Genomic DNA, 19,703 nt, shown 5'->3' on the forward strand with positions numbered 1-19,703 from the left:
TTACTGATTCTTTAATTTAATGTTCCACTGAACAAGAGTTCCTGAAATACTACGGCTAAAGTCCTTTAGCTCTACACTATGGTCTTCACGGTAGTATACCCCTCGATTGCTAAACACCCAAAGAGCCCCATCTGGGTTTTCATCTACTAATGCTTGAATACTTTTACTACCTAGGCCATGTTTATCTTTTTTTGTAGATGTCTCGCCAAGCATCATGGACAACTCAATAGAATCTGAATCTGCTTCAGAAAGTAATCTTTTAACTAAGGCTGGTGACTTATCCACTATACTTCGAATCCAACCTTGCTCTTTAATCGTGTTTGGTATGCCAACACCTCGATCGCAAATCGCCAAATATAGATTGTCATCTATGACACTGCATATAATCCACCAAGGCTTATCACTTGCGTCTTCATAAGCATGGAGCTTGACATTACTTACAGTTTCCATAACTGCAGCTGCCCAAATATTCTCCTCTTCGGGCGTCATATCATTTTCAAAGATACGATGCTGAACATAATCAATTACAGCTTCAAACTCTTCACCTCTCGCAGTACCTTTTATAACGGGTAGTGGCCCTGTTTGCTCATCGACTACTGATGGTTCTTTATTCAGAGTAATTCCTTTTAAGCCAGATCTTTCGATAGCAAACTTAAATTTACCTTTTAAATTTTGGAATCTTACTAACTTAGATTTGTCATTACTTTTTAGAGAATCAATAGTGGCGTATAGTAATAGCAACGCAGCAGCAGATACCGATTCAGCGTGACTACAATCTAAAGCCACCCTTCTTTCCAAAGCGAATTTCTCAACAAGGCCCAAGAACTCCAGTGTAGACTCTCGAGTTTCCTCATTATACAAATCTAAATGAGATGGTACTGATATCTGCTCCCAACCTAAAACTCTATGAACTTTGATCTCGTCACTTCTCGGATTGTATTTTTTATCCTTGCGGCTTTCATTATGTTGAGTTCTTCGTCTCCACGTCCTGTATTCAGATTCTCTGCTAACTTGTCTCATCTCAAATCACGTACTAGCACCAACACTAAAGCATCATATCATGTCGACTGATTAGTGCACATAACGCCACCGACAACATAAAAATAGTGTGCTGATGTTGCTAAAAATTATAAATTTCAAACCTTCTCTAGATGGTTTTACTCGTACCAAGCTCAAGGGCGGGTTGGTCTATTGCGTTTTCAATAATAAAAAAAGAGGATGCATAGTCGCATCCTCTTCTTACTGTAGCTTATCTACTAAGGCTAATTCAGAACATGTAATCCTAAACGTTCCTAATGTTCACTCTTAATAGACCGGAGATAAGTGGCTGTAGACACTGTTTTTTCAAACTCCACCACTTCTTGAGTCACATAAGTCATATGGTGCACGGTATCAATCGCAACCCAACTAGTGGGGTTACCAACAAAAACTTTCCCTTTTACCGTTCCATAATTTGCACATTTTTCGATCATCATATCTCCCCAGCTGAATTCTGAACCACAGAAATAACCAGAACCAACTAGAGATTTACATAGCCCATGCATTTGTGCGCCTTTCTCACCTTGTCTTCTAGAATAACCTCGAACGACAAAGTAACTATCCTCTATGGTGTATCTGATTTTCCCATTGGCATCAGGTGCAATAGTCTCATCTCCAACATTTGGATTGGCTATACCATAGTCACCGAACACAAACTTCATACTTGGGTTAAATGATCGTACTGACTTCCATACTTTGAATTCTTTTCTTACAACGATACCTGTAGAATTTTTCTTAGGCACCATTCCGTTAATATCAGAAGTAATTGAACAACCAGCGATAGATACAAAGCTAAACTGATAGTCTTCAAGAAGTGATAATGCAGTATCTACCTGCTCTTGAATATCAACTATTGTATCTTTTGAAACATCTCCAAAGTCTAGAATCACAGAGCACTTACGGGTATCTAGCCCCATAGACGAGACGATATCTTCGATAGTGTCTAAAAACGGCTCTTCCTCAACCATATCTTCAAAGGCATATGAATCCAATCGAAGAATAAAACGATCCTTTGACTGAGCAAGAAGCTGTAATACTGTAGAGTATTCTGCATCTTCCCACCGGTCATATCCGATAACAGGTAAAACTTCACATCCTTCGTTAGAAAGGCAACTAGTGAAGACTGACAGTACGTGCTCGCCATTCTCAATTGTGGAATCTGGTGCCCATGAATGGATATCGATACCAATAGTAGGCACTGAAATAGATGAACTTAAGCCTACAGCACACTTGTTTATAAACTGCTCTCTAGGATTACTAACCCCTAAGTACGTTGTTTCTAACATTTTGCTTGTTAGAGTCGGAAGTTCAAATACAGGTAGCGTGTGTAGTTGAACTCTGCGAGGCAAGTTCTTATATGCATCAAACTCGCCTTTTTTCGCTTTTAAAATAGGGACGTACTTAGGAGTCATAACTCGCCTCACTTACCAATATTTAGAAGGGAAGTGCTTTCTAACCTCCCCGTAACCGACCAATTCAGAGAACTGATTATATTTGCCAGATTCTCGTCTTAACCTTCCAGCGATGATGGCTGGATGAATGTTCAATTCTCTAGACAAAGCATCGATAGTTGCACTACTCGGATTTAGGTATGCTTTACTCCGCTTCCAAACAACTCTCGGAATGAAAGTATCTCTGGCATATCTATTCGCCTCAGCTTCGAGCTTATCTTTACTCTCGGTATGATTTTCTAAATCATCTACAAATGTTTTATCTAGGTCGACATGCTTCCAGATATGTACAACTTCGTGAAGCAAGGTAAACCAAAAGTTATCTAGCCTATCTTGTCGTAGTGACAGAGCAATTATAGGTCTGCCATCAGCATCTTTTAGTGCTGCACCATCCACAGAAGTACCTTTTAAAGCCGGCTCAATAACAACACAAATACCATTCTTCTCTAGATATTCTACCGCGAGTAATGGACCATATTCAGACCAACTTAAATGCGCTAAATCCTTTAAAAATTCTTTTCCTAAAACGCTAGCATCGAATGGATACTCTAGGTTTCGAGTTCGAGCTTTCTGTATAACTCTAGCTACCCAAGCATAAAGCTTATATTGGCTCAAAGGTGAATAAGCATCACCTGACAGAGTTCTTTTGAAGGATGCGCTCGCGGTCGATCCCCCAAGGCTACTGATAAAGTCTTTTACCTGTTCTTCAACATTCTTCTTTACCTTAGCACCTGTATCCTCAATCCAGCCTCTTGACAGCATTTCTTTAATCGGAAATTTTGACCAATTAAATTCAGCTTTAGACGGATTTTCCGTAACAGCTCTATCATCAGTATCTAGTCCCAACAATGTTTGAGGAGCTATACCCAAGCCTACAGATAACGCTTTGATCATCGGAACCGTTAAAGGCCGTTTACCTGATAGCACCTCTGATACTCTGCTTTTTGTTCCAAAATACGGTGCTAAATCAATTTGCTTTAGCCCTTTCTCAGCCATTCTAAATTTAATAGCATCAATAGGATCTACTGGCTCGATTGCATAGTTGGAAGACTCATAGCTTTCAATCAAAACTGTTAGCAATTCCAATCTCTCAGCGTCATCGGAACCAGGTGTTAATTTTTGTACAATTAGTGACTCAACTTCAGACATATACTCTTGATATTGGTCCTGAGTTCTAATCACTCTTGGTTGAGACTTACTCATTTGCTTATCACTTCATGAATCACAGCAATACCTCCGTTAAAACAGAAAGTGACTTTGATGCTTATATGGTCATAACCAAAAATAGGAAACATATAAGAAAAACCTTCTACATGCTCAACTCTTGGAAACGCATCGATCAATTCCATATCACTTCTCCAACTAGCATGGTTCATCTCTGCCACCCAAGCTGAAATCCAGATATCAATTTCGTTACTGATACCTTTAATGGCGTTGAGCCTTTCTATACCTATCAAACGCATCAAGGTTCTCCATTTGGGAACATTATTGCACTAGCAAAAATAAAAATCAACGGAGTTCCACATATGGGAACAACAAACAAAAAACTATATCCATAAATAGAATGGGGGGTAAGAGAGCAAAATTCAACCAACATCATGTTTTTATTGACATTGAACTACTTAAATTTTTCACATACACACTAGGTATTAACGCTGTCACCCTCAATCCAAAAATCTTCAGGCATATGTCATCAATGTGAATACCCATCATTGATTCCTACAGGAGCCTGAAATGAATCCCAAAACTCCCGATTACCAAAAGCAGCAACGCTATCAGGAAAATGAAATCCTAGAGCATGCCGCTGAGATACTGGCAACACGCTACGTGCGTGGTGATGCCCTAACCAATCCTGATGCCACCAAAGAGTATGTGCGCTGCAAGCTAGGCTGCTATGAGCGTGAAGTGTTTGCCTTATTGCTGCTGGATAACCAAAACCGTCTGATTGAGTTTAAAGAGCTGTTTCAAGGAACAGTCGATGCAGCCAGCGTCTACCCGCGAGAAGTGGTGAAAGCGGTGCTGGAAGTCAATGCCGCAGCGGTGATATTTGCGCATAACCATCCATCCGGTGACTCAACACCGTCTCAAGCCGATAGACGCATAACCGAAAGACTCAAAGACGCTTTAGCGCTGGTGGATGTTCGCGTTCTCGACCATATCGTGACAGGCGATACCTGCACCTCGTTTGCAGAAAGGGGGTGGTTATGATTGAACAACATTATAGTGAGCTTTCTATTGATGACTCTTTACATGTGTCATTGGAAGCACTTCTGAATAGATACAACATTTCGGACAATGCGGAACGCCTCGTACTGAACTGCCGTCAGATGAGTTACTACCGACATCGACAAGGTTTGCATCCTATTGAAGTGCAGCTTAAACGTGAGTCAGCTTCAAGCCCTTGGCTGGTGGTGTTCTTTGCCAGCTTCTCTTATCCCGATGATAACAGCACAACCGTTGAGCCTGAGTTGTACTTTCACCTTCCTAATCGCTGGTGCTATCAACCCGATGTAGGGAGCACGGATTTATCTCACCCAGAGGTACAAGAACTGCTCTCGGTATGGATGAAAGCCTTTGCTCGTCACCTATCTCGAAACGTCTTTGATGATGTGCAACTAACGATGGTCGGCACGCTCAACTAAAACCTAATCTCTCATTTCTTATTTGAATCCTGAAACAAGGAGGACTCACTATGTCCAAATTAACCTTCACAGCATCATCACTACCTGTGTCCAAGAAACTGCATAAGCTGCTAAGTGAGCAACTCACCGCTCATTTGCTGAGTAATGAAGCACTGACCACCAGCCGTTATCTGGTATTTAACTTTCGCGATAAAAGTTACAGCGCGGAAGAAGGCGGCTTCCATCCGGTTGAGATGGCGATTTGCCAAACCTCAACAGGAGAATGGAGCATTGAGTACATCACCGACTTTGCTTACATGGGGAACTACTATCCAGAGCTAGAACGCAACTTGGATTTTGATTTTCGGGTTGGGCAGTTCTTTGTGGCCTATCGTGGCTGGCTACCAATGCAAGGTAGCCGTGATGCTAAAGAGCTGTATCGGCTATGGGAGAATAACTTTCTTGCCTATGTCGATACGGACGCTTACAACGAGATAGCCGTCACCCCGCAATAACTCATGACTTCCCTTCTTCTACAAACCATCAAACTTGTCACTGCCCTCATTACGTTGTTCTCACTTTCTCCGTTCTTCGGTGCCATTGGAGCCCTATCCACTTTAGGGTTTCTAGTGGTGCTGTTAATTGGGTTATTGGTAGCGATTGCCGAGCTCAGTGATAAGCATAAGCCTCGTTAATGTTAATCGGCTCACGCTTTGGTGATGCCGATTGATGCTGTTTTCACCGTTGGACATTATGTGTCTGACCCACCTCTATTCTCCCGACATTAAATGTCCGACTCCGGTGTGGAGCTTTGATGTATTGAGAGCGTAGTCATGAGCAATAAAACCAGCATTGAAGGGTTATCCGCTTTGCTGCACACGCTGATGCTTATTCCTCAACATCGATGGATCACCGTTAGGGAGTTGCAGCAGCAGTTAGCCCTACTCGATATCCACCGCACCACTCGCAGCATTAAACGCTACCTCGATGACATCATTGTGGAGGTGTTTAACGTGGAGTGTGATTCGATGAGCATGCCCCATGTATATCGGAAAACCTCAGAGCAATTACTGAAGCTCAACAAGCAGGAAATGCTCTATTGGCAACTGACCAACAAGTACTTACTACCGCTAGTTCCTGATGCACTGAATTATGGGCAACGGTCCTCCTCGGAGAGAGACAAACCCTTGCCACACAAGGGTTCAGCACATTCAAAGGAGCAAGCATGGTTAGCCAAAGTACATGTGGCATTGCCCACTATTCGCGAGTGGAGTGACGAGCAACGGCAAGTGTTGAATGCGGTACACACGGCGTTACTGCACAACCGTATGCTCAAGATATCTAGCCAAGTATTGCAGCAAGAGAAGGCGCTCATTGAGCCACTGGGACTCTCGGTTCAGTGTGACGCGCTCTTGCTGCTCTTTCAATTATCCGGTCAACACACGATACGCACCCTCGCCTTGCCTTTGATTGATGAGGCCAGTGTATCGACGTTTTCTTTTACCTATCCGACTGATTTCAATCTTGAGCGGTTCATGCGTGAACACGATGGAATCAGTACACCCTGAATTTCCCTCACCGATAAGGAGAGCACCGTTATGATATTAACCAACACCCTACTCCGATACGCCGCTATGACCATCCTGTTTATCGGGCTCACCGCTTGTGGCGACCAAGAAGAGACTCAAGCAGCAACAGCAGATATTGAAGTGTCGATATCGACTAACTCGCATTGGGGAACATTGGTTTTTGACCTGCAAGCTATCGCCGACAACACCGTAATAAGCAATGTGGTGATTAACCGAGGCAACTGCCGATTACCCGCAGGTACAGCCTCCGAGCTATCAAGAAACGTTTCGTTAAAGTTCGGCCAAACCTATACCGGATACAGCAACAACTGCACCGTGGACAACGTGAAAGAAATCGAAGTCACCTCCAGCGCTGGCACCTTTGTCTACACCTTCTAACTTCCAATTCCCAAATAACACACTCAACCAACTCGTAAGGATAAACTATGAACAAATCATCTCTACTCATTGCTACAGCGCTAGTTTTCTCTGCCTCTTCCGCCTTTGCTGGTGGAACACTTGGCGGTAACCCATCCGCAGATTCGGGTGCAGTTAACGTCAGTGTAGGCAAATGCACTCAATACAAAATGGATGTGAAAGCAGCGCAACAGAAAGGTAAGGACATATCGACCATCACCGTTCCTGAAGGCTGTGAGGCCATCAAAGAAAAGTAATACCTACCACCAGCGACGGTAAAAAATGACAATGGGGAGCAATCACGCTCCCCATTTTTTTCTTCTGTGCATTCTGCCCATCCAAAATAAAACAAAATAGCAGATTGCAGTAGCCAAAATCTCAGACCGGCTTCTACTGAATCTTAAAATCAACTCCCAATCTCGCTAAGGAAGTCATAAACGCGCTTCAACTTTATCTTCAACAGATATACCAATTAGTTTTTTAAGTATGCTTAACAACGGTTCGATCTTGCATTCATCAAGGCCAATAAAGCCTAACTGAGGTTTTGAGTCTTCTACCAAACGATTAATACTACCTACATGGGGATTTCTGAACATTGATACGTAAGCTGACGATTCACCCGAATACAACAACGTGACTGAATCAGGTACAGTTAACTGCGGGTGACCATTCACGACATTGTACATCCGTGTTTCTAATCCATATTTCCTCGCACATTCAGGCATGTGTCGTTCTTCTACCGTTTTGCGATTGGAATACTTTGCATCCAGAATATGGCATTCGGTACTATTTTCGCTTATGACGCGTAACTGGTAGTCGGGGCGCCATGTTTTAGTCCTAACAACATGCTTCATGTCATAAAGTCGACCAACAACTGGATTTTCTAAATCATCAATACGACCGGTTTGCAGATCATAAAGCAACTTAATCACAACACCGCTGAAATGCTTAAATACATAAACATTGCAGGGTTCATTTATTGGGCGATCAATCTCTACCCCGCTAATATCCACATAGCGTGATTCATCCAAGTTGAACCCCATCTCAACTAGCGATTTGTGAATGTTAATCAGACTCACAAATTCATATAGCTTACTGATGTTGCGAATTCCATAAAGTTCACTAGTACCACGCCATGAGGGCTCACCAATCCTGTAAAACTCATCCATAAACCGATACAGCGTAATATAGTGAGATTTACTCAAAACCTGTTGTGTGGGTATTGGCATTAAATTTCGAGTGGTATCTAACACGCATTTGAAATCTCGCTGCATTCGATTCAGAGCCAATCGGGCCGCATTATAGGCCACTTCTATTTTTTCTTGCTGAAATGTTATGAAGATCCCCGAATCCCTCAATACTTGATCCAGAGAGATATAGTCGATCCCATTAACCGAAATGGTCCCCTGATTTATTTGATTTTTGGCCAGCTCAGATTTAAGTTGCGTTACGAACTGATGAAACGTCTTCAGAAAGAACAAAATCACCTGATTTTCGAACACATTAAGGTTCTGGATAATCTTGTTTTGCACCATCTGTTGAATGGCGTAGTGCTGCCCTCGGATTAGTACATCACCCGATTGCGGATCTGAACGCGTTAAACTGTCTGGATGCGTCGAAAGATAGGAAATCGTCCGATCATCCACTGGCATCGACTTTGAAAATGGTCTGATTTCCGACTTGGCGCTTTTTTTCACGCAAGGATCATGGTGAAACCTACCCCATTCGTTATTCAAATACTCAACAACGCGTAATCCCGCGATCAACTTCTCTGAGAGATTGTTCGTTGAACGATTAGCATCACTACCACCTTTGGTGACGGTGAAACAAACAGAGCTAATATCCTCGTTGTTGAGGATAAAACGAAGATATCCAAGCGCACGCTCATAGCTGAGCTTACTGGCAAAGACGTTGATCGGGCGAGATACGGCAATGATCTCCTTGTCAGAGTCGAAACCATCTACTATTTCAGCATGCGTAAACCCAACAAAGTTTTTGAATGGCTGACTTGGGGTGCTTTCGTACACATGGAGCCCGTCTTGCATGAAATGATTTGTGAGCAATAAAGAATAGTCGCCCAGTAGCATCATAGGCTTCATTGGCTCATCGACCACCAGACGATAAGACACAGTTTCGTATTCGTTGACCGTGATATAGGCTTCATCCCGATCTAACAAATCCACCACATTAGGGCCACTATGTAGAGAAAATTCAAGCACATTCATGATTCTTCCCATCTCTGTCCTAGTAATGAAAGAAGTTATATGTTTCCAAGTTCTGCTCACCGCGTAATAAAATATCTTCCAGCTTAGCTGAGGACAATTCGAAATCTTTGTCCTGAAGCCATTCACTCAGCAATGCCAAACGCTGTTTAATTCCGGAACCTGCACCTTGAATTGATGGCAACACGTAATACAGCATGCCGTAGTCAATAGCCTTCTCTAACGCCGGACTCTCGCTTAGCTTTTCGGTAACCATTAATACCGAAGTCAGGGTGTAAACATAATCTTTCAGGTTTGAGATCTTACGACGACTCAAGATAATTGGAGAACCTAACCTAGGATCTGTTTTTTTCAGTATACTGAGAGCTTCTTCCAATAGTTGTGGCAAACCATCACTGGTTATAGCGAGTTGAGTACGCAAGAATGCATTTCGACCGAACATTCCCGAAAATGCTTCATATGATAGTTTTTTGTAACTGTCGACCTCATCGATGTAGTCCACAGTATCGTTGATGAAACTATCGAATGGAATCACTGGGGCACGGTCAATTAATCGAGGTGAAAGTGCTTCTGTGGTTAAATCATGGTTAATCGTTGCAATGATCCTTAGTGAATCAGGAATAACGATTTCCTCTTTCGACAACCGTAACATTTTGTCAGCTTCATCATCACTAATATTGATAAGGAACGCCCCATAGTGCTCGATGGCAGATAAGTTCGCCTCATCAAGCAGCATTAAACTTAGCGGAGCGGTTTCTGGCTGATCTTTACTTACCCCTTTAAGGAATTGATATACACCAGAGGAAGATGGCGAAAATGAATTTGAGAGGCTGTTGAAGAAACCAATAAACTCACGCTCAGATACCCAACTACGACCCACAGGCACTTCAAGGAAACGCTCATCCATTTTCAGCATTCCTTTAAGCAAACGAACAAATGATGTTTTTCCAAGACCTGGTGCACCAGTGAAGATACTGATCAATGATTGAGCATTAGCCACCAGCACTGAAGAAATAAACTCATTTGAATAGGATCGGTCGTACTTTGACATTTGACCAGCAATATAATTGACAAACTTAGAAATTTCGGATTGCGCGACACTCATTTCCCTAAATTTCAGCGATTGCAATTCTGGCATGCTGAACGGCAAAAATTTGTCATCAGTTGCGATCGGCGCTTGAATAATTGTCGAAACAAAAGGTACCAACTGACGCAGCTGCGTTTGCAACTCTGATTCATTAGTACGTAATGTTTGCTCGACCTTCTGAATGGATTGTTTTAACTCATTTTCACGGTTAAGTAGATACGATTGCTGAGTTTCGAGCACTTTGATCGCTTCAGCAATTGTTCCATACTGTTCTAATTGCTTATGCTCTAATCTCAGTCGCGCCAACTCAGCTTCACTTTCTTGGACCTGAGAGTCTAACTCCTGACGTCTCTCTTGTATTCTTTGCTCTAAATCTACATTGCTTTCCGCTTTTTCTAGCAACGCTTCATACTCGTTTTGCTTGTTCACGAGCAACTGTTCTTGTTCCGCAACTTTGGCTTTAGTTTCGGTTAAACGCAACTCTACGTCCTTAAGTTTGCGATCTATGGCTGAGTGCTTCTCGGCAGCAACTTTATCCCAGTTAGCCACATAGCTTTCTTTAGTGGCTTCAACATAGTTTTCAATGAGCTTTTTACCGCGGTCGTCATTACTAACAATATCAATGATCGCTTTCTGCCAATCAGAGTCATCGGCAGCAGCGTCGCAAATCTTGTAGATTGCCTCCTTGCCTTCTGGTGTCAGTGGGTAGTTTTTGTTTTGGAGCTCAAGACGTACTGCTGCCACCACCTGACCGGTAATTTTGCGTCGGTCTTTCAACCTATTGAACAACGCCATAAAGTCGTTACGCATCATATACTGATGAACAGTGTGGGACGCTTGTTTAAGAACAGATACATCTAGTAGATATTGCGAACCATGAACGGTGATTAAGTGTGGTTCTATGTCATTAAAATTAATTTTCGAGATATATGTAGACTTGGTATTTAATGGATCAATTCCTGTACTTAATTGCAAATTCCCTTCATATGGCCCAGCAAAGCTCATGTTTTTGTCCATGTTTTTCCGACATTCATTGGAAGGTTCAAACTTGAATGGACCATAGGCAAAGCCTTCATCGACAATGTAAAAACTACGCGTTGAAGGTAAAAAAGGAAGAATGATATCGTTGCAATCAAGCGGAGATGGCAATTTCATATGTAGCATGCCAAAAACGACTGTAGAAAACTCTCTAATATTGTTCTTAAACGTGACGTATCGAGTTACATCACTTTTTTCTTCATACTGATTGTTTGGTATAACGTCAGCAGCTATTAGTGTTCGGTGGTGTCTTACTTTTACGTCCTGAAACCCATCAATTACAAATACTTTTTCAATATCATCAAAGAACTGGTTACTGTTGATTTTAGTTATTGTTCCATCATCTTCTTCAAACAAAACATCTATAAATCCTTTACTAATTTTGGTTGTTTCATCTTCGCCATACATAGGCTTCGGTTCATCTAGAAAGCCGATGATACGTCTAAAGTTGTTGTCGCTATTCATCTAAACACTATTCCCTGTTAGTTAATTATGGAAAACTTATATATCTTGTATTGAAGGGACTATGTAATTGTCATTTATTCAGTCCTTCTTAGAAGTGATTGGACCATCGAGGATGAGCTATAACTCTCTAACATTACAGGAATTCGGTCAATTATTCACACTCGGAAAAGCTTGTCTCTGACGGTTCGATCAAACTTTGAAGGCAACACGCTAACAGTTGGGCTAATCTATGCCCCGCATCGTATCCATCTTCAGATATATGTTATCTAGAAAAACTCAAATAACAGGCAATAGCGGCTTGTTGGACTATGCCTACAAGCCGCCTTACATACATCAATCTATACCACTTCTAGCAGCATCAACTGCTAACGAATCCGCTATCTCATTACCTCTAACACCAGAATGAGCTTTGACTTTAAGTACCTCGACATACTTTCTAGAACGCAGTTCATCGATTTGTTTCCAGAGTTGCCGATGCTTAACCGGCTTCTTATTCGCTTTACGCCACCCTCGATCTTTCCAGTCATCAAGCCAAATGTTGAAACCTTTAACACAGTAATCATTATCTGAATAGATAACATCACCATCTTCGGCATACTCCAGCCCTTCGATAAATGCCAGTAACTCCAGCTCCGCACAATCCGTCTCTCGGTCAATGGTAATGCTCTCTTCATGGACTATCTCATTGTCTTCATCCATGACCACCAGCCCGATACCACCTCGTGTACATCCGTGTTGGTTGTTTGGTGCTGCGCCGTCTACGTAAATTGAATAACTCATTTTTTATCTCTCTCTAATTGTAAAAAGGGCGCATGACTTTGCTTAGCCAGCGCCCTGTTGATGATGTGATTTGATGTTTGTGTTACTGAAAGGATTCTTGGTTGTCTCGCATACTAAGACGCGATTCCATCCATTCCTCGATTTCACTTTCGACCCAAGCTACCGCTCGTCCACCGAGTGGCACACTTTTAGGAAAGTCGGTTTCATCTGCCATGAACTTGTAGATAGTTGAACGGCCTAACCCTGTTAGTGACATCACGTCTTTAAGTCGTAGAAATCTCATGGGAATTGTCTCCTCTTGTATATACCCATGGATAAGCCGCCACTGTAAAAAAGTGCAGTCGGCCTAATCTAATCTAATCTAGGCTAGAGCCAAAGCAGTAACGCTCTTCTTTCCACGCTTCAGCAAAGCTACTCAGACGGTGGAAGACACAACGCTTTATATTAGTATCTTTGCTCTTACAGCGTGTTCCTAGTCCATCGTTCCCTCGGTCGTTAAACAAGATCATTGATCGCTCTTTGCCTTTGTAGTGCTTTTCTATCGCTTCCTTCCAAGCTGTTTTTAGATGATCCACAAGCTGATTACCTTTATCCCAACAAATGGCAGGACCGAAGTACTGACTATCATCAAGAAACAGCATTACTCGGTAGTTATGTGAAGGAGTTTTATCAGCTCGCTTACGCCATACATAAGGCAACGAATCTGCATCGATTTTCTCTTTCAGAATGTCAAAGTAATCATTGAGGATGCTGAGATCGGTGTCTTGATGATCTTTAGGCAGGTATAAATCCAAACGCATCGCAAGAGTACGTTGATACTGAGTCAGAGCCTGATCAAAGACCTTATCCATCGTGGTAAGCGCTGATTCATAAAGTCCCTTATTGCTGTAAAACAATGGATAATCTTTAAATGTTCTAGCACGAGTAATGGTTGGAAGGTGGGTTGTGTTCGACATGAGTAATACCTCTCAGTGTGTGAATGACATAGGCATTACTCGCTCTGTATTTTTTAAGGTGAGTCGTGACTGCAACCAAAGCTCTTGTTGGGGTGAGCGTTCCGGTTTGCAGTGGGCTTCGCTAGACGACTGATTCGATAAAAAAACTCGTTTAACTGTAACGGGAACACTTCAGCGTCAGACAACAGCTCAAAACCTTCATTCGTAGGAGAGTAGGCTAATCCAGAGCATGGTTGGCTGTAATAAGCTTCAACCACCCTATCCCATGTCTTCCTCACTTTTTTGTAGAGAAAACGTCCCCAACCCTCTCGTCCAGTACCGAAGCTTTGAAAGAGAACCCTATCAAAGAGCAAGATAAGATGATGATGCTGGCTGGTGGATTCACTGGCCTTCGCCCAGATATAGCGAATGACCGTTTGCTGGTATTGATAAGTTCTGTCGGTGTATTTGTCTCTACAGAGCTCATTAGTCTCCGATTCTAAAATACGAAAGAAATGGGCAAACACCGCTAGGTAATCTTCCCCGAAGTCACTCGGTAGGTTTAGGTTGATGTGAACAGCAAAGATTCTTGGGTATTGGTTTAGTGCTTCAGTCAGCACTCGGTCTATCTCCTCTAGGTATTCGAGAACGAGACCATCCTTGTGGTAGTAGAGTGGCTTTCCATTAAAGGTTCGGTCATGAGTGATGGTGTGGACTCTTTGATGAGCTACGTTGAGTTGATGAATCATGATTAGTTCCTGTGGTTTGTTGTGATTCCCACAGGAACTGAGACTGTCGTTACTTTTTAAGCTACTTATGGCTATGGCCGAAATTTCGTCTACCACTACCAAAGTGCTTAGTGTTCTCTTTTGCTAGATAGCTAATGTGCTTGAAGAACTCATCAAACGCATCATCAAAGTCATCAGTGTTACAATTCAAGCGGTGGATAACCACACTGTCGCTATTCTTTCTCTTTGAAAAATGAACCAGTCCATTGGCTTCCTCGTAGTCGACACCAGCCACCCTCGCCCATGCCTCTACGATAAAAGAGCCTAAGTTCTCCTGTTGTGTTTGAGTTTTACCCAACCAGTTAAATCTATCTTTGTTGAACATGAGTACTAGGTGATAGTGGTCGTTTATCGAGCTAGAGCGCTCCCTCACCCAAGCAATCCGCACTTTGCAGGGATGCACTCTAGCACTCCCTTCTCTTTTCTTTCGTTTTCCGGAGTGATCAATCTGCGACTGTAACGAGCGTAGAAAGTCGGTCATGACATTACCGCTCTTTTCATTGTTCCTTAGCTTAGGAAACCTCAAATCCACTCGAATAGCCATCAGCCGAGGATACTCGCCCAATGCGAGATCAATCGTATCGTGCATTTTCTCTAAGTAGTCGATGTAGAGTGGACCGTGCTCGGTCTGGATAGGCCTACCCAGAAACGTTTTCTTGTTGGTTAGTCTGAGGTTTTTGTTTTTTCTAGAACGTTCATTCATTCCTATCTACTCCGGTGTTTAGGTTCATAGATAGGTCTGTGTCGTTAATTTTTAATTGCGTACTGTGAGTCACTATGGTGACTCAGTTGATGAGCTTATGCCGATGTAATGGGTGTATTGATAGGGTAGAGATGACTGTAATAATACTAACCAGACAGACAATGCAAAAACTGCTACGTATACATTTCCTGTCCATCTAAAGGGGCAAGTGCTAGTTAACCATCAACACCTAGGCACGGAACTGTGGAAAATCGATGTCCTCTCCCCCACTCTCGAATCCAAGTAAGTTACAAGTTAAATGACAATCTATTGAGCTAGTTAATGAAGAGATAGCTCGATAATGCCCACGATTTCAACAGCAATCCATCACGCTAAAACAACCCAACTCATCCTCATTTACTCACATAAGACAAGATTATTAAAAAATATTTTTTACCTATAAATCAATCAAGTTGGAAGAATAAAATTATAATAGTATATCTAGCAAAATCGAAAAAACGTGGAAACTTACTCAATGCTCAACAATGAAGCCTCCCAAAACAACTTAAAAGAAACCGCAGTTTCTCAACATCCGTTGCACAACTTCATTAATCCATTTGATCGTCAAAATGAATTTTTAGTGCTTACTGATAGCCAAAAAACAGATGGTAGATTTACGCGTAGACAACATACTCCCTCATCACTTATCCAACTCAACTCATGGGCTGATTTCCAACCAATGACAAAGCCCTTTGAACCAAACTCTGAGATCTATGTTCTACCCTCTCACCCCCTCAGTGAGTCAACAAGACAGACTCATTTTATGGGAGCATCACTAGTTGAGTACGACAACATTTACCAATACATAGAGCAAAAAGCTCAAGAGTTGGGGTTTCGCCAGCAGCGCACCCAGAACCTAATTATTGTGACTATGTTGTTAGCAAAGAACTTTGATTTAATGATTGGTGGAGTCCCTATAGGCGGAAAATGGATAGCGGATAAACTCGGTACAAACACCTATAAAGTAAGTGATCGGCTGAAGGATTTAGAAGATATGAACCTGATTCGGCGATGCTCAAGACTCTCGAAAAAAGACAAAACAAAATTAACTGGCTTCATTGAATTGACTCCGTTTTTTTTGCTCAACTTCACATCATTCTTTAGTAACAAGGATCATATCAACTACGAGCAATACTTAGCCTCAAAAGCCGCCACACAGAAAGGGGAAACCAGCTATCAAATCTACGGTGAGAAAGGGCACTTTGAATACAAAGATATAATCTATACCCTTAAAGTTAGGTTACTCGAATTAACTAGAAATCCTACGGTCTGTGATCAAGTAAAGGTAGCAGCATACAAAGCGTTACTGTAGCGCTAACAATTAACAGGATGCTTTTACCTGAATTGTCACAAAAAAGGTGCACAGCAATAGAAAAGCATGTAATTAAAGTGATAAATAATGACAAGCTGTGATTAGCGTACAAAGTGCAACAAAAGCTCTAGGGCTCTTTAAACACTGAAATATTAAACATAATTAATATTTCAAATTGTTCTAAGTGTAATTTATGGATTGTTGTACCTAAAACGCAATGTACCACTAAATGTACCAACAACAAAAACAAGAACAAAATAATATTATAATTTACAATAAGTTAATGTTAAAAATTGAGTCTGGGAGGGCCACCAAATTTCGAAAGGCGTAGCAGGTTAATACCTACTACGCCTTTTTTGTATCTAATGGTTTTAAGTGTTGCTATGGGTACACCGTTGGCACCTGAGCTCATCTTCTTATCCCCCTTGTAAACTCTTTTGCTTCAACCCTTTCAACTCTCTTAACCATCTGCTCGATAAAATTCGTGCTCTATAGCCCTTGTGACCTTCAAATGATCCCTCAATGTTTTAGTCGTTGATCGTTTATATATTCCTAATAGGATAGCCGTATGGACGTCTAAATATAAAATGGAGTTACGATGACAAATTTAGGTCACATCAAAAAGTTGTCTTGGGTTCTCGCTGCTGCGCTCAGCTTAAGTGCCTGCGGAGAAAAAGATAATTCAGTAATCAAAGTCGGAGCTACGGTTGGGCCACATGCACAAGTAGTTGAAGCGGTAGCGAAAGAAGCGGCAAAGCAAGGGCTAAATGTTGAAGTCATCGAGTTCTCTGATTACGTGACACCTAACGCCGCGCTGAGTGACGGTAGCATCGATATTAACAGCTACCAACACCAACCTTTTTTGGATAACTTCAACAGCAGTCATAACTCTCAGCTCGTTTCAATTGGCCAATCTATCTTGATGCGCATGGGGATTTATTCCAATAAATACCGTTCGTTAGAAGAGTTACCAAACCGCGCCAGAATTGCCATTCCAAACGACCCAACTAATGGAGGCCGAGGGCTGTTACTACTCGCTGATGCGGGCTTGATTGAGCTTAAACCAGGTGTTGGCCATAAAGCCGCGTTAACCGATATTAAGAGTAATCAAAAAGAACTGGAGTTCGTTGAGGTAGATGCGGCGCAGCTGCCAAGAACGCTGGATGACGTTGATGCCGCAGCTATTACGATGAATTACGTGATGTCTTCAGGCTTAGACCCTAAGAAGCAAAGTATTTTCCTAGAGTCCAAAGACGCACCTCTCGCTGTTATGGTTATTGCGACTCGTGAAGCCGACAAAAACAACGAGGCTTACAAGACGTTCGTTTCTATTTACCAATCCCAAGAAATTCGCGACTTCCTTGATAGCACTTTCAAAGGAACGATTGAACCAGCCTTTTAAGTAAGAATTAATCCTTGAGCAAGCTATCTTGCTTGCTTAGAGAGGCAAACGACAGAGGCTCATGAAACAAAGCATGAGCCTCTATCGTATCAAATGGTATCAATCGTACTTGGAGTTAGATTATCGACTTTCTGCTTCTAACTTTAGCGCGATATAGTTTTGTGCGGCGGTAACCAAATCAGAACGATTAATGATCTTCCATAGGAAAAATGGCGGGATTAAGAATGCAATGAAGTAAAACGACTCATGAAAAAAGATCTGAGCAATTGCATCTTGATGTTCCCACAACGCCGTAAGCGCGAAAAGATCGAGCATCACACCAAGTACACCAAAAACAACTGAAACCACGATCGCTAATCCTAGTAGCTCTCGAATAAAAAATTTGTATGCCATCATACTAATTCCTTCTAGCAATAATCGACCTTACGTTACGCCCCTCATCACCTATCTATTTTGATTATTATCAACTTCATTTCACTACGAATAAGAACTTAGTTTTATAAAAAAGCGCTTGTAGAAATGGGAAAAGTGGTTACCAAGCGACCACGTTGTTTAGCTAAGTAGAGCCGAAGTTAATGGAGTTACTGCTTCGCTGCTGCACTTGAGCAATAGATTTAAAAATAGCCTTTTAGGAATCCATATCACACTATGAATTTCCCTTTTTTACATTGACCCCGTCATTACCAAGCAATGACATTTCGTCTCGACTCTGAAACTAATCTTCGATGTTTATCGGCAGTGTAAACACAAGAGGTCAATATGAAAAAATACACTTATCCTCTACTTGCTATCTCAGGCGGTCTACTACTGACTGGCTGCGGTGGCGACAACTCTTCATCAAATACAGAATCCGCTACGTTTTCTCTTGGTGTCTCAGATGCACCTGTGGATGACGCCAACAAAGTGGTCTTAGCATTTAAAGACGTGGTTTTAATTCCCTTTGACCCAGAAACGGGCGAGCAAACTGGCGATCACATTCAGCTAGACGCAAGCGAGAACGGCGCTCTACATCAAGTTGATTTGATGGAATATCAAGGAAAAAATGCCAAAACCATCATTAGCGAACAACAAATTGCTCCGGGTGATTACGCCATGTGCGTTTACGCGAAAGATGGCCGACAGTTGAATGATACGTCTCTATCGTATGTCGAAAAAACTGATGGCTCAGTAAAAGGTCTTGTTGTTCCAAGTCGTGGTAGCTGCTTTGGCTTTAAGCCCGATACCAGCGATCAGGGTCGCTTGAAGTTTTCCCAAAAAGGTCAGTATGTAAAAGTTCATACTGGGCACAATAGCTACGTTGTAGAGTTTGATTTGCGTAAAGGTCTGGCGGATCCAGTCGGCCAAGATCATATGAACATGAACTCGAATGCCGTAAGTTTGGTGAACGCATCAGATTCAGGCCATATCGCTGGCACAGTAAGTAACGTGCAATACCAAGCTTGCGAAGCAGACAGTGCGGCATGGAACGCGATTCATGATGTGCCTGCCGTTCACTCTGTTTACCTGTATGCGGGTTCCATGGATCGCTCAACCATGGGCGATATGGGCGCGACAGCTCCACTCAACGCGCCAGTTGCGGTAGCTAATGTGAATGAATCGCAAGACGAAGAAGGCAATACAACCTACAGCTACGAGTTTGGTTACACTGGCCCGGGTACTTACAGCATTGGCTACACATGTACTGCGTATATTGATACGCCAGACGCTCATGAAACGTCAGAAGACGGTTTCTTGATTTACCAGCACTACACGCCAGTTGATGTTGTCGAGACAGAGCTGACAACTCAGGACATTAATCCCATTCTTTAAGCCACCATATTAAAAAAGCCGCTCGTAC

At 42.2% G+C, this 19,703-nt stretch carries 22 protein-coding genes; 10 read left to right on the top strand and 12 right to left on the bottom strand.

Annotated elements, in window-relative coordinates:
* The 4 genes from ACF8OV_RS09115 to ACF8OV_RS09130 all read right to left on the bottom strand — a co-directional run bounded on the left by ACF8OV_RS09115 (position 1) and on the right by ACF8OV_RS09130 (position 3,952).
* Positions 1-1,020, bottom strand: coding sequence for a hypothetical protein (locus ACF8OV_RS09115; RefSeq protein ID WP_032477056.1), 1,020 nt, complete (start codon positions 1,018-1,020; stop codon positions 1-3).
* A 272-nt stretch (positions 1,021-1,292) separates the two neighbouring features.
* The gene (locus tag ACF8OV_RS09120) at positions 1,293-2,450 is read right to left on the bottom strand and encodes a beta family protein (protein ID WP_050503360.1); all 1,158 of its coding nucleotides are present in this window, start codon (positions 2,448-2,450) and stop codon (positions 1,293-1,295) included.
* Positions 2,451-2,462: 12 nt separating this feature from the next.
* A complete protein-coding gene (locus ACF8OV_RS09125; RefSeq protein WP_029809306.1) occupies positions 2,463-3,692 on the bottom strand; it encodes an ImmA/IrrE family metallo-endopeptidase in 1,230 nt (409 codons plus the stop codon).
* Positions 3,689-3,952 (bottom strand): hypothetical protein, encoded by a 264-nt coding sequence (locus tag ACF8OV_RS09130; protein ID WP_032477054.1) that lies wholly within the window; start codon positions 3,950-3,952, stop codon positions 3,689-3,691. The genes ACF8OV_RS09125 and ACF8OV_RS09130 overlap by 4 nt, the downstream gene beginning before the upstream one ends.
* 271 nt (positions 3,953-4,223) lie before the next feature.
* Here ACF8OV_RS09130 and radC point away from each other — a divergent pair, with 271 nt between their 5' ends.
* The 7 genes from radC (at position 4,224) to ACF8OV_RS09165 (ending at position 7,352) form a co-directional block, all read left to right on the top strand.
* On the top strand, positions 4,224-4,697 hold the full coding sequence (gene radC, locus ACF8OV_RS09135; RefSeq protein ID WP_032477053.1) for a DNA repair protein RadC: 474 nt from the start codon (positions 4,224-4,226) through the stop codon (positions 4,695-4,697).
* A complete protein-coding gene (locus ACF8OV_RS09140; protein ID WP_197035685.1) occupies positions 4,694-5,131 on the top strand; it encodes a DUF2787 domain-containing protein in 438 nt (145 codons plus the stop codon). The genes radC and ACF8OV_RS09140 overlap by 4 nt, the downstream gene beginning before the upstream one ends.
* 50 nt (positions 5,132-5,181) lie before the next feature.
* The gene (locus ACF8OV_RS09145; protein WP_123162468.1) at positions 5,182-5,625 is read left to right on the top strand and encodes a DUF2787 domain-containing protein; all 444 of its coding nucleotides are present in this window, start codon (positions 5,182-5,184) and stop codon (positions 5,623-5,625) included.
* A 3-nt stretch (positions 5,626-5,628) separates the two neighbouring features.
* Positions 5,629-5,805 (top strand): hypothetical protein, encoded by a 177-nt coding sequence (locus ACF8OV_RS09150; RefSeq protein WP_015296107.1) that lies wholly within the window; start codon positions 5,629-5,631, stop codon positions 5,803-5,805.
* A 138-nt stretch (positions 5,806-5,943) separates the two neighbouring features.
* The gene (locus ACF8OV_RS09155; RefSeq protein ID WP_222729970.1) at positions 5,944-6,678 is read left to right on the top strand and encodes a WYL domain-containing protein; all 735 of its coding nucleotides are present in this window, start codon (positions 5,944-5,946) and stop codon (positions 6,676-6,678) included.
* 30 nt (positions 6,679-6,708) lie between these two features.
* Positions 6,709-7,077 (top strand): hypothetical protein, encoded by a 369-nt coding sequence (locus ACF8OV_RS09160; protein WP_053037329.1) that lies wholly within the window; start codon positions 6,709-6,711, stop codon positions 7,075-7,077.
* A gap of 47 nt (positions 7,078-7,124) precedes the next feature.
* The gene (locus ACF8OV_RS09165) at positions 7,125-7,352 is read left to right on the top strand and encodes a hypothetical protein (protein ID WP_032477046.1); all 228 of its coding nucleotides are present in this window, start codon (positions 7,125-7,127) and stop codon (positions 7,350-7,352) included.
* Between the two features lie 174 nt (positions 7,353-7,526).
* Here the strand turns inward: ACF8OV_RS09165 and ACF8OV_RS09170 are convergent, their stop codons facing one another.
* The 7 genes from ACF8OV_RS09170 to ACF8OV_RS09200 all read right to left on the bottom strand — a co-directional run bounded on the left by ACF8OV_RS09170 (position 7,527) and on the right by ACF8OV_RS09200 (position 15,113).
* Positions 7,527-9,320 carry a DUF2357 domain-containing protein gene (locus ACF8OV_RS09170; protein WP_029827291.1) on the bottom strand — a complete coding sequence of 598 codons (1,794 nt, stop codon included), beginning with the start codon at positions 9,318-9,320 and terminating at the stop codon, positions 7,527-7,529.
* 19 nt (positions 9,321-9,339) lie between these two features.
* Positions 9,340-11,907: a hypothetical protein gene (locus ACF8OV_RS09175; protein ID WP_029827290.1), complete on the bottom strand. Its 2,568-nt coding sequence runs from the start codon at positions 11,905-11,907 to the stop codon at positions 9,340-9,342.
* Between the two features lie 333 nt (positions 11,908-12,240).
* Positions 12,241-12,687 (bottom strand): ribonuclease HI, encoded by a 447-nt coding sequence (locus tag ACF8OV_RS09180; protein ID WP_029827289.1) that lies wholly within the window; start codon positions 12,685-12,687, stop codon positions 12,241-12,243.
* An 82-nt stretch (positions 12,688-12,769) separates the two neighbouring features.
* Positions 12,770-12,970 (bottom strand): AlpA family transcriptional regulator, encoded by a 201-nt coding sequence (locus tag ACF8OV_RS09185; protein WP_001211742.1) that lies wholly within the window; start codon positions 12,968-12,970, stop codon positions 12,770-12,772.
* Positions 12,971-13,043: 73 nt separating this feature from the next.
* Positions 13,044-13,643 carry an inovirus Gp2 family protein gene (locus tag ACF8OV_RS09190; RefSeq protein WP_222729967.1) on the bottom strand — a complete coding sequence of 200 codons (600 nt, stop codon included), beginning with the start codon at positions 13,641-13,643 and terminating at the stop codon, positions 13,044-13,046.
* A 53-nt stretch (positions 13,644-13,696) separates the two neighbouring features.
* The gene (locus tag ACF8OV_RS09195) at positions 13,697-14,371 is read right to left on the bottom strand and encodes an inovirus Gp2 family protein (RefSeq protein ID WP_222729965.1); all 675 of its coding nucleotides are present in this window, start codon (positions 14,369-14,371) and stop codon (positions 13,697-13,699) included.
* A gap of 61 nt (positions 14,372-14,432) precedes the next feature.
* On the bottom strand, positions 14,433-15,113 hold the full coding sequence (locus tag ACF8OV_RS09200) for an inovirus Gp2 family protein (RefSeq protein WP_148511521.1): 681 nt from the start codon (positions 15,111-15,113) through the stop codon (positions 14,433-14,435).
* 514 nt (positions 15,114-15,627) lie between these two features.
* Between ACF8OV_RS09200 and ACF8OV_RS09205 the strand changes: the two genes are divergently transcribed.
* Both ACF8OV_RS09205 and ACF8OV_RS09210 read left to right on the top strand, forming a co-directional pair.
* The gene (locus ACF8OV_RS09205) at positions 15,628-16,464 is read left to right on the top strand and encodes a hypothetical protein (protein WP_217266213.1); all 837 of its coding nucleotides are present in this window, start codon (positions 15,628-15,630) and stop codon (positions 16,462-16,464) included.
* 598 nt (positions 16,465-17,062) lie between these two features.
* Positions 17,063-17,866: a MetQ/NlpA family ABC transporter substrate-binding protein gene (locus tag ACF8OV_RS09210; protein WP_069525416.1), complete on the top strand. Its 804-nt coding sequence runs from the start codon at positions 17,063-17,065 to the stop codon at positions 17,864-17,866.
* A gap of 120 nt (positions 17,867-17,986) precedes the next feature.
* Here ACF8OV_RS09210 and ACF8OV_RS09215 read toward each other — a convergent pair whose 3' ends face one another.
* The gene (locus tag ACF8OV_RS09215) at positions 17,987-18,259 is read right to left on the bottom strand and encodes a hypothetical protein (RefSeq protein ID WP_021487203.1); all 273 of its coding nucleotides are present in this window, start codon (positions 18,257-18,259) and stop codon (positions 17,987-17,989) included.
* Positions 18,260-18,625: 366 nt separating this feature from the next.
* On the opposite strand from ACF8OV_RS09215, the gene ACF8OV_RS09220 reads away from it, so the two are divergent.
* On the top strand, positions 18,626-19,675 hold the full coding sequence (locus ACF8OV_RS09220) for a DUF4382 domain-containing protein (RefSeq protein WP_203504621.1): 1,050 nt from the start codon (positions 18,626-18,628) through the stop codon (positions 19,673-19,675).
* The last annotated feature ends 28 nt before the right edge of the window (positions 19,676-19,703 follow it).

It is taken from the genome of Vibrio sp. GLN_1, assembly GCF_043106015.1.
Taxonomy (GTDB): Bacteria; Pseudomonadota; Gammaproteobacteria; order Enterobacterales; family Vibrionaceae; genus Vibrio; species Vibrio parahaemolyticus.

Coding starts and splice junctions, on each gene's coding strand:
- ACF8OV_RS09115 (WP_032477056.1), bottom strand. CDS start 1,020: ATGAGACAAGTTAGCAGAGAATCTGAATACAGGACGTGGAGACGAAGA.
- ACF8OV_RS09120 (WP_050503360.1), bottom strand. CDS start 2,450: ATGACTCCTAAGTACGTCCCTATTTTAAAAGCGAAAAAAGGCGAGTTT.
- ACF8OV_RS09125 (WP_029809306.1), bottom strand. CDS start 3,692: ATGAGTAAGTCTCAACCAAGAGTGATTAGAACTCAGGACCAATATCAA.
- ACF8OV_RS09130 (WP_032477054.1), bottom strand. CDS start 3,952: ATGCGTTTGATAGGTATAGAAAGGCTCAACGCCATTAAAGGTATCAGT.
- radC (WP_032477053.1), top strand. CDS start 4,224: ATGAATCCCAAAACTCCCGATTACCAAAAGCAGCAACGCTATCAGGAA.
- ACF8OV_RS09140 (WP_197035685.1), top strand. CDS start 4,694: ATGATTGAACAACATTATAGTGAGCTTTCTATTGATGACTCTTTACAT.
- ACF8OV_RS09145 (WP_123162468.1), top strand. CDS start 5,182: ATGTCCAAATTAACCTTCACAGCATCATCACTACCTGTGTCCAAGAAA.
- ACF8OV_RS09150 (WP_015296107.1), top strand. CDS start 5,629: ATGACTTCCCTTCTTCTACAAACCATCAAACTTGTCACTGCCCTCATT.
- ACF8OV_RS09155 (WP_222729970.1), top strand. CDS start 5,944: ATGAGCAATAAAACCAGCATTGAAGGGTTATCCGCTTTGCTGCACACG.
- ACF8OV_RS09160 (WP_053037329.1), top strand. CDS start 6,709: ATGATATTAACCAACACCCTACTCCGATACGCCGCTATGACCATCCTG.
- ACF8OV_RS09165 (WP_032477046.1), top strand. CDS start 7,125: ATGAACAAATCATCTCTACTCATTGCTACAGCGCTAGTTTTCTCTGCC.
- ACF8OV_RS09170 (WP_029827291.1), bottom strand. CDS start 9,320: ATGAATGTGCTTGAATTTTCTCTACATAGTGGCCCTAATGTGGTGGAT.
- ACF8OV_RS09175 (WP_029827290.1), bottom strand. CDS start 11,907: ATGAATAGCGACAACAACTTTAGACGTATCATCGGCTTTCTAGATGAA.
- ACF8OV_RS09180 (WP_029827289.1), bottom strand. CDS start 12,687: ATGAGTTATTCAATTTACGTAGACGGCGCAGCACCAAACAACCAACAC.
- ACF8OV_RS09185 (WP_001211742.1), bottom strand. CDS start 12,970: ATGAGATTTCTACGACTTAAAGACGTGATGTCACTAACAGGGTTAGGC.
- ACF8OV_RS09190 (WP_222729967.1), bottom strand. CDS start 13,643: ATGTCGAACACAACCCACCTTCCAACCATTACTCGTGCTAGAACATTT.
- ACF8OV_RS09195 (WP_222729965.1), bottom strand. CDS start 14,371: ATGATTCATCAACTCAACGTAGCTCATCAAAGAGTCCACACCATCACT.
- ACF8OV_RS09200 (WP_148511521.1), bottom strand. CDS start 15,113: ATGAATGAACGTTCTAGAAAAAACAAAAACCTCAGACTAACCAACAAG.
- ACF8OV_RS09205 (WP_217266213.1), top strand. CDS start 15,628: ATGCTCAACAATGAAGCCTCCCAAAACAACTTAAAAGAAACCGCAGTT.
- ACF8OV_RS09210 (WP_069525416.1), top strand. CDS start 17,063: ATGACAAATTTAGGTCACATCAAAAAGTTGTCTTGGGTTCTCGCTGCT.
- ACF8OV_RS09215 (WP_021487203.1), bottom strand. CDS start 18,259: ATGGCATACAAATTTTTTATTCGAGAGCTACTAGGATTAGCGATCGTG.
- ACF8OV_RS09220 (WP_203504621.1), top strand. CDS start 18,626: ATGAAAAAATACACTTATCCTCTACTTGCTATCTCAGGCGGTCTACTA.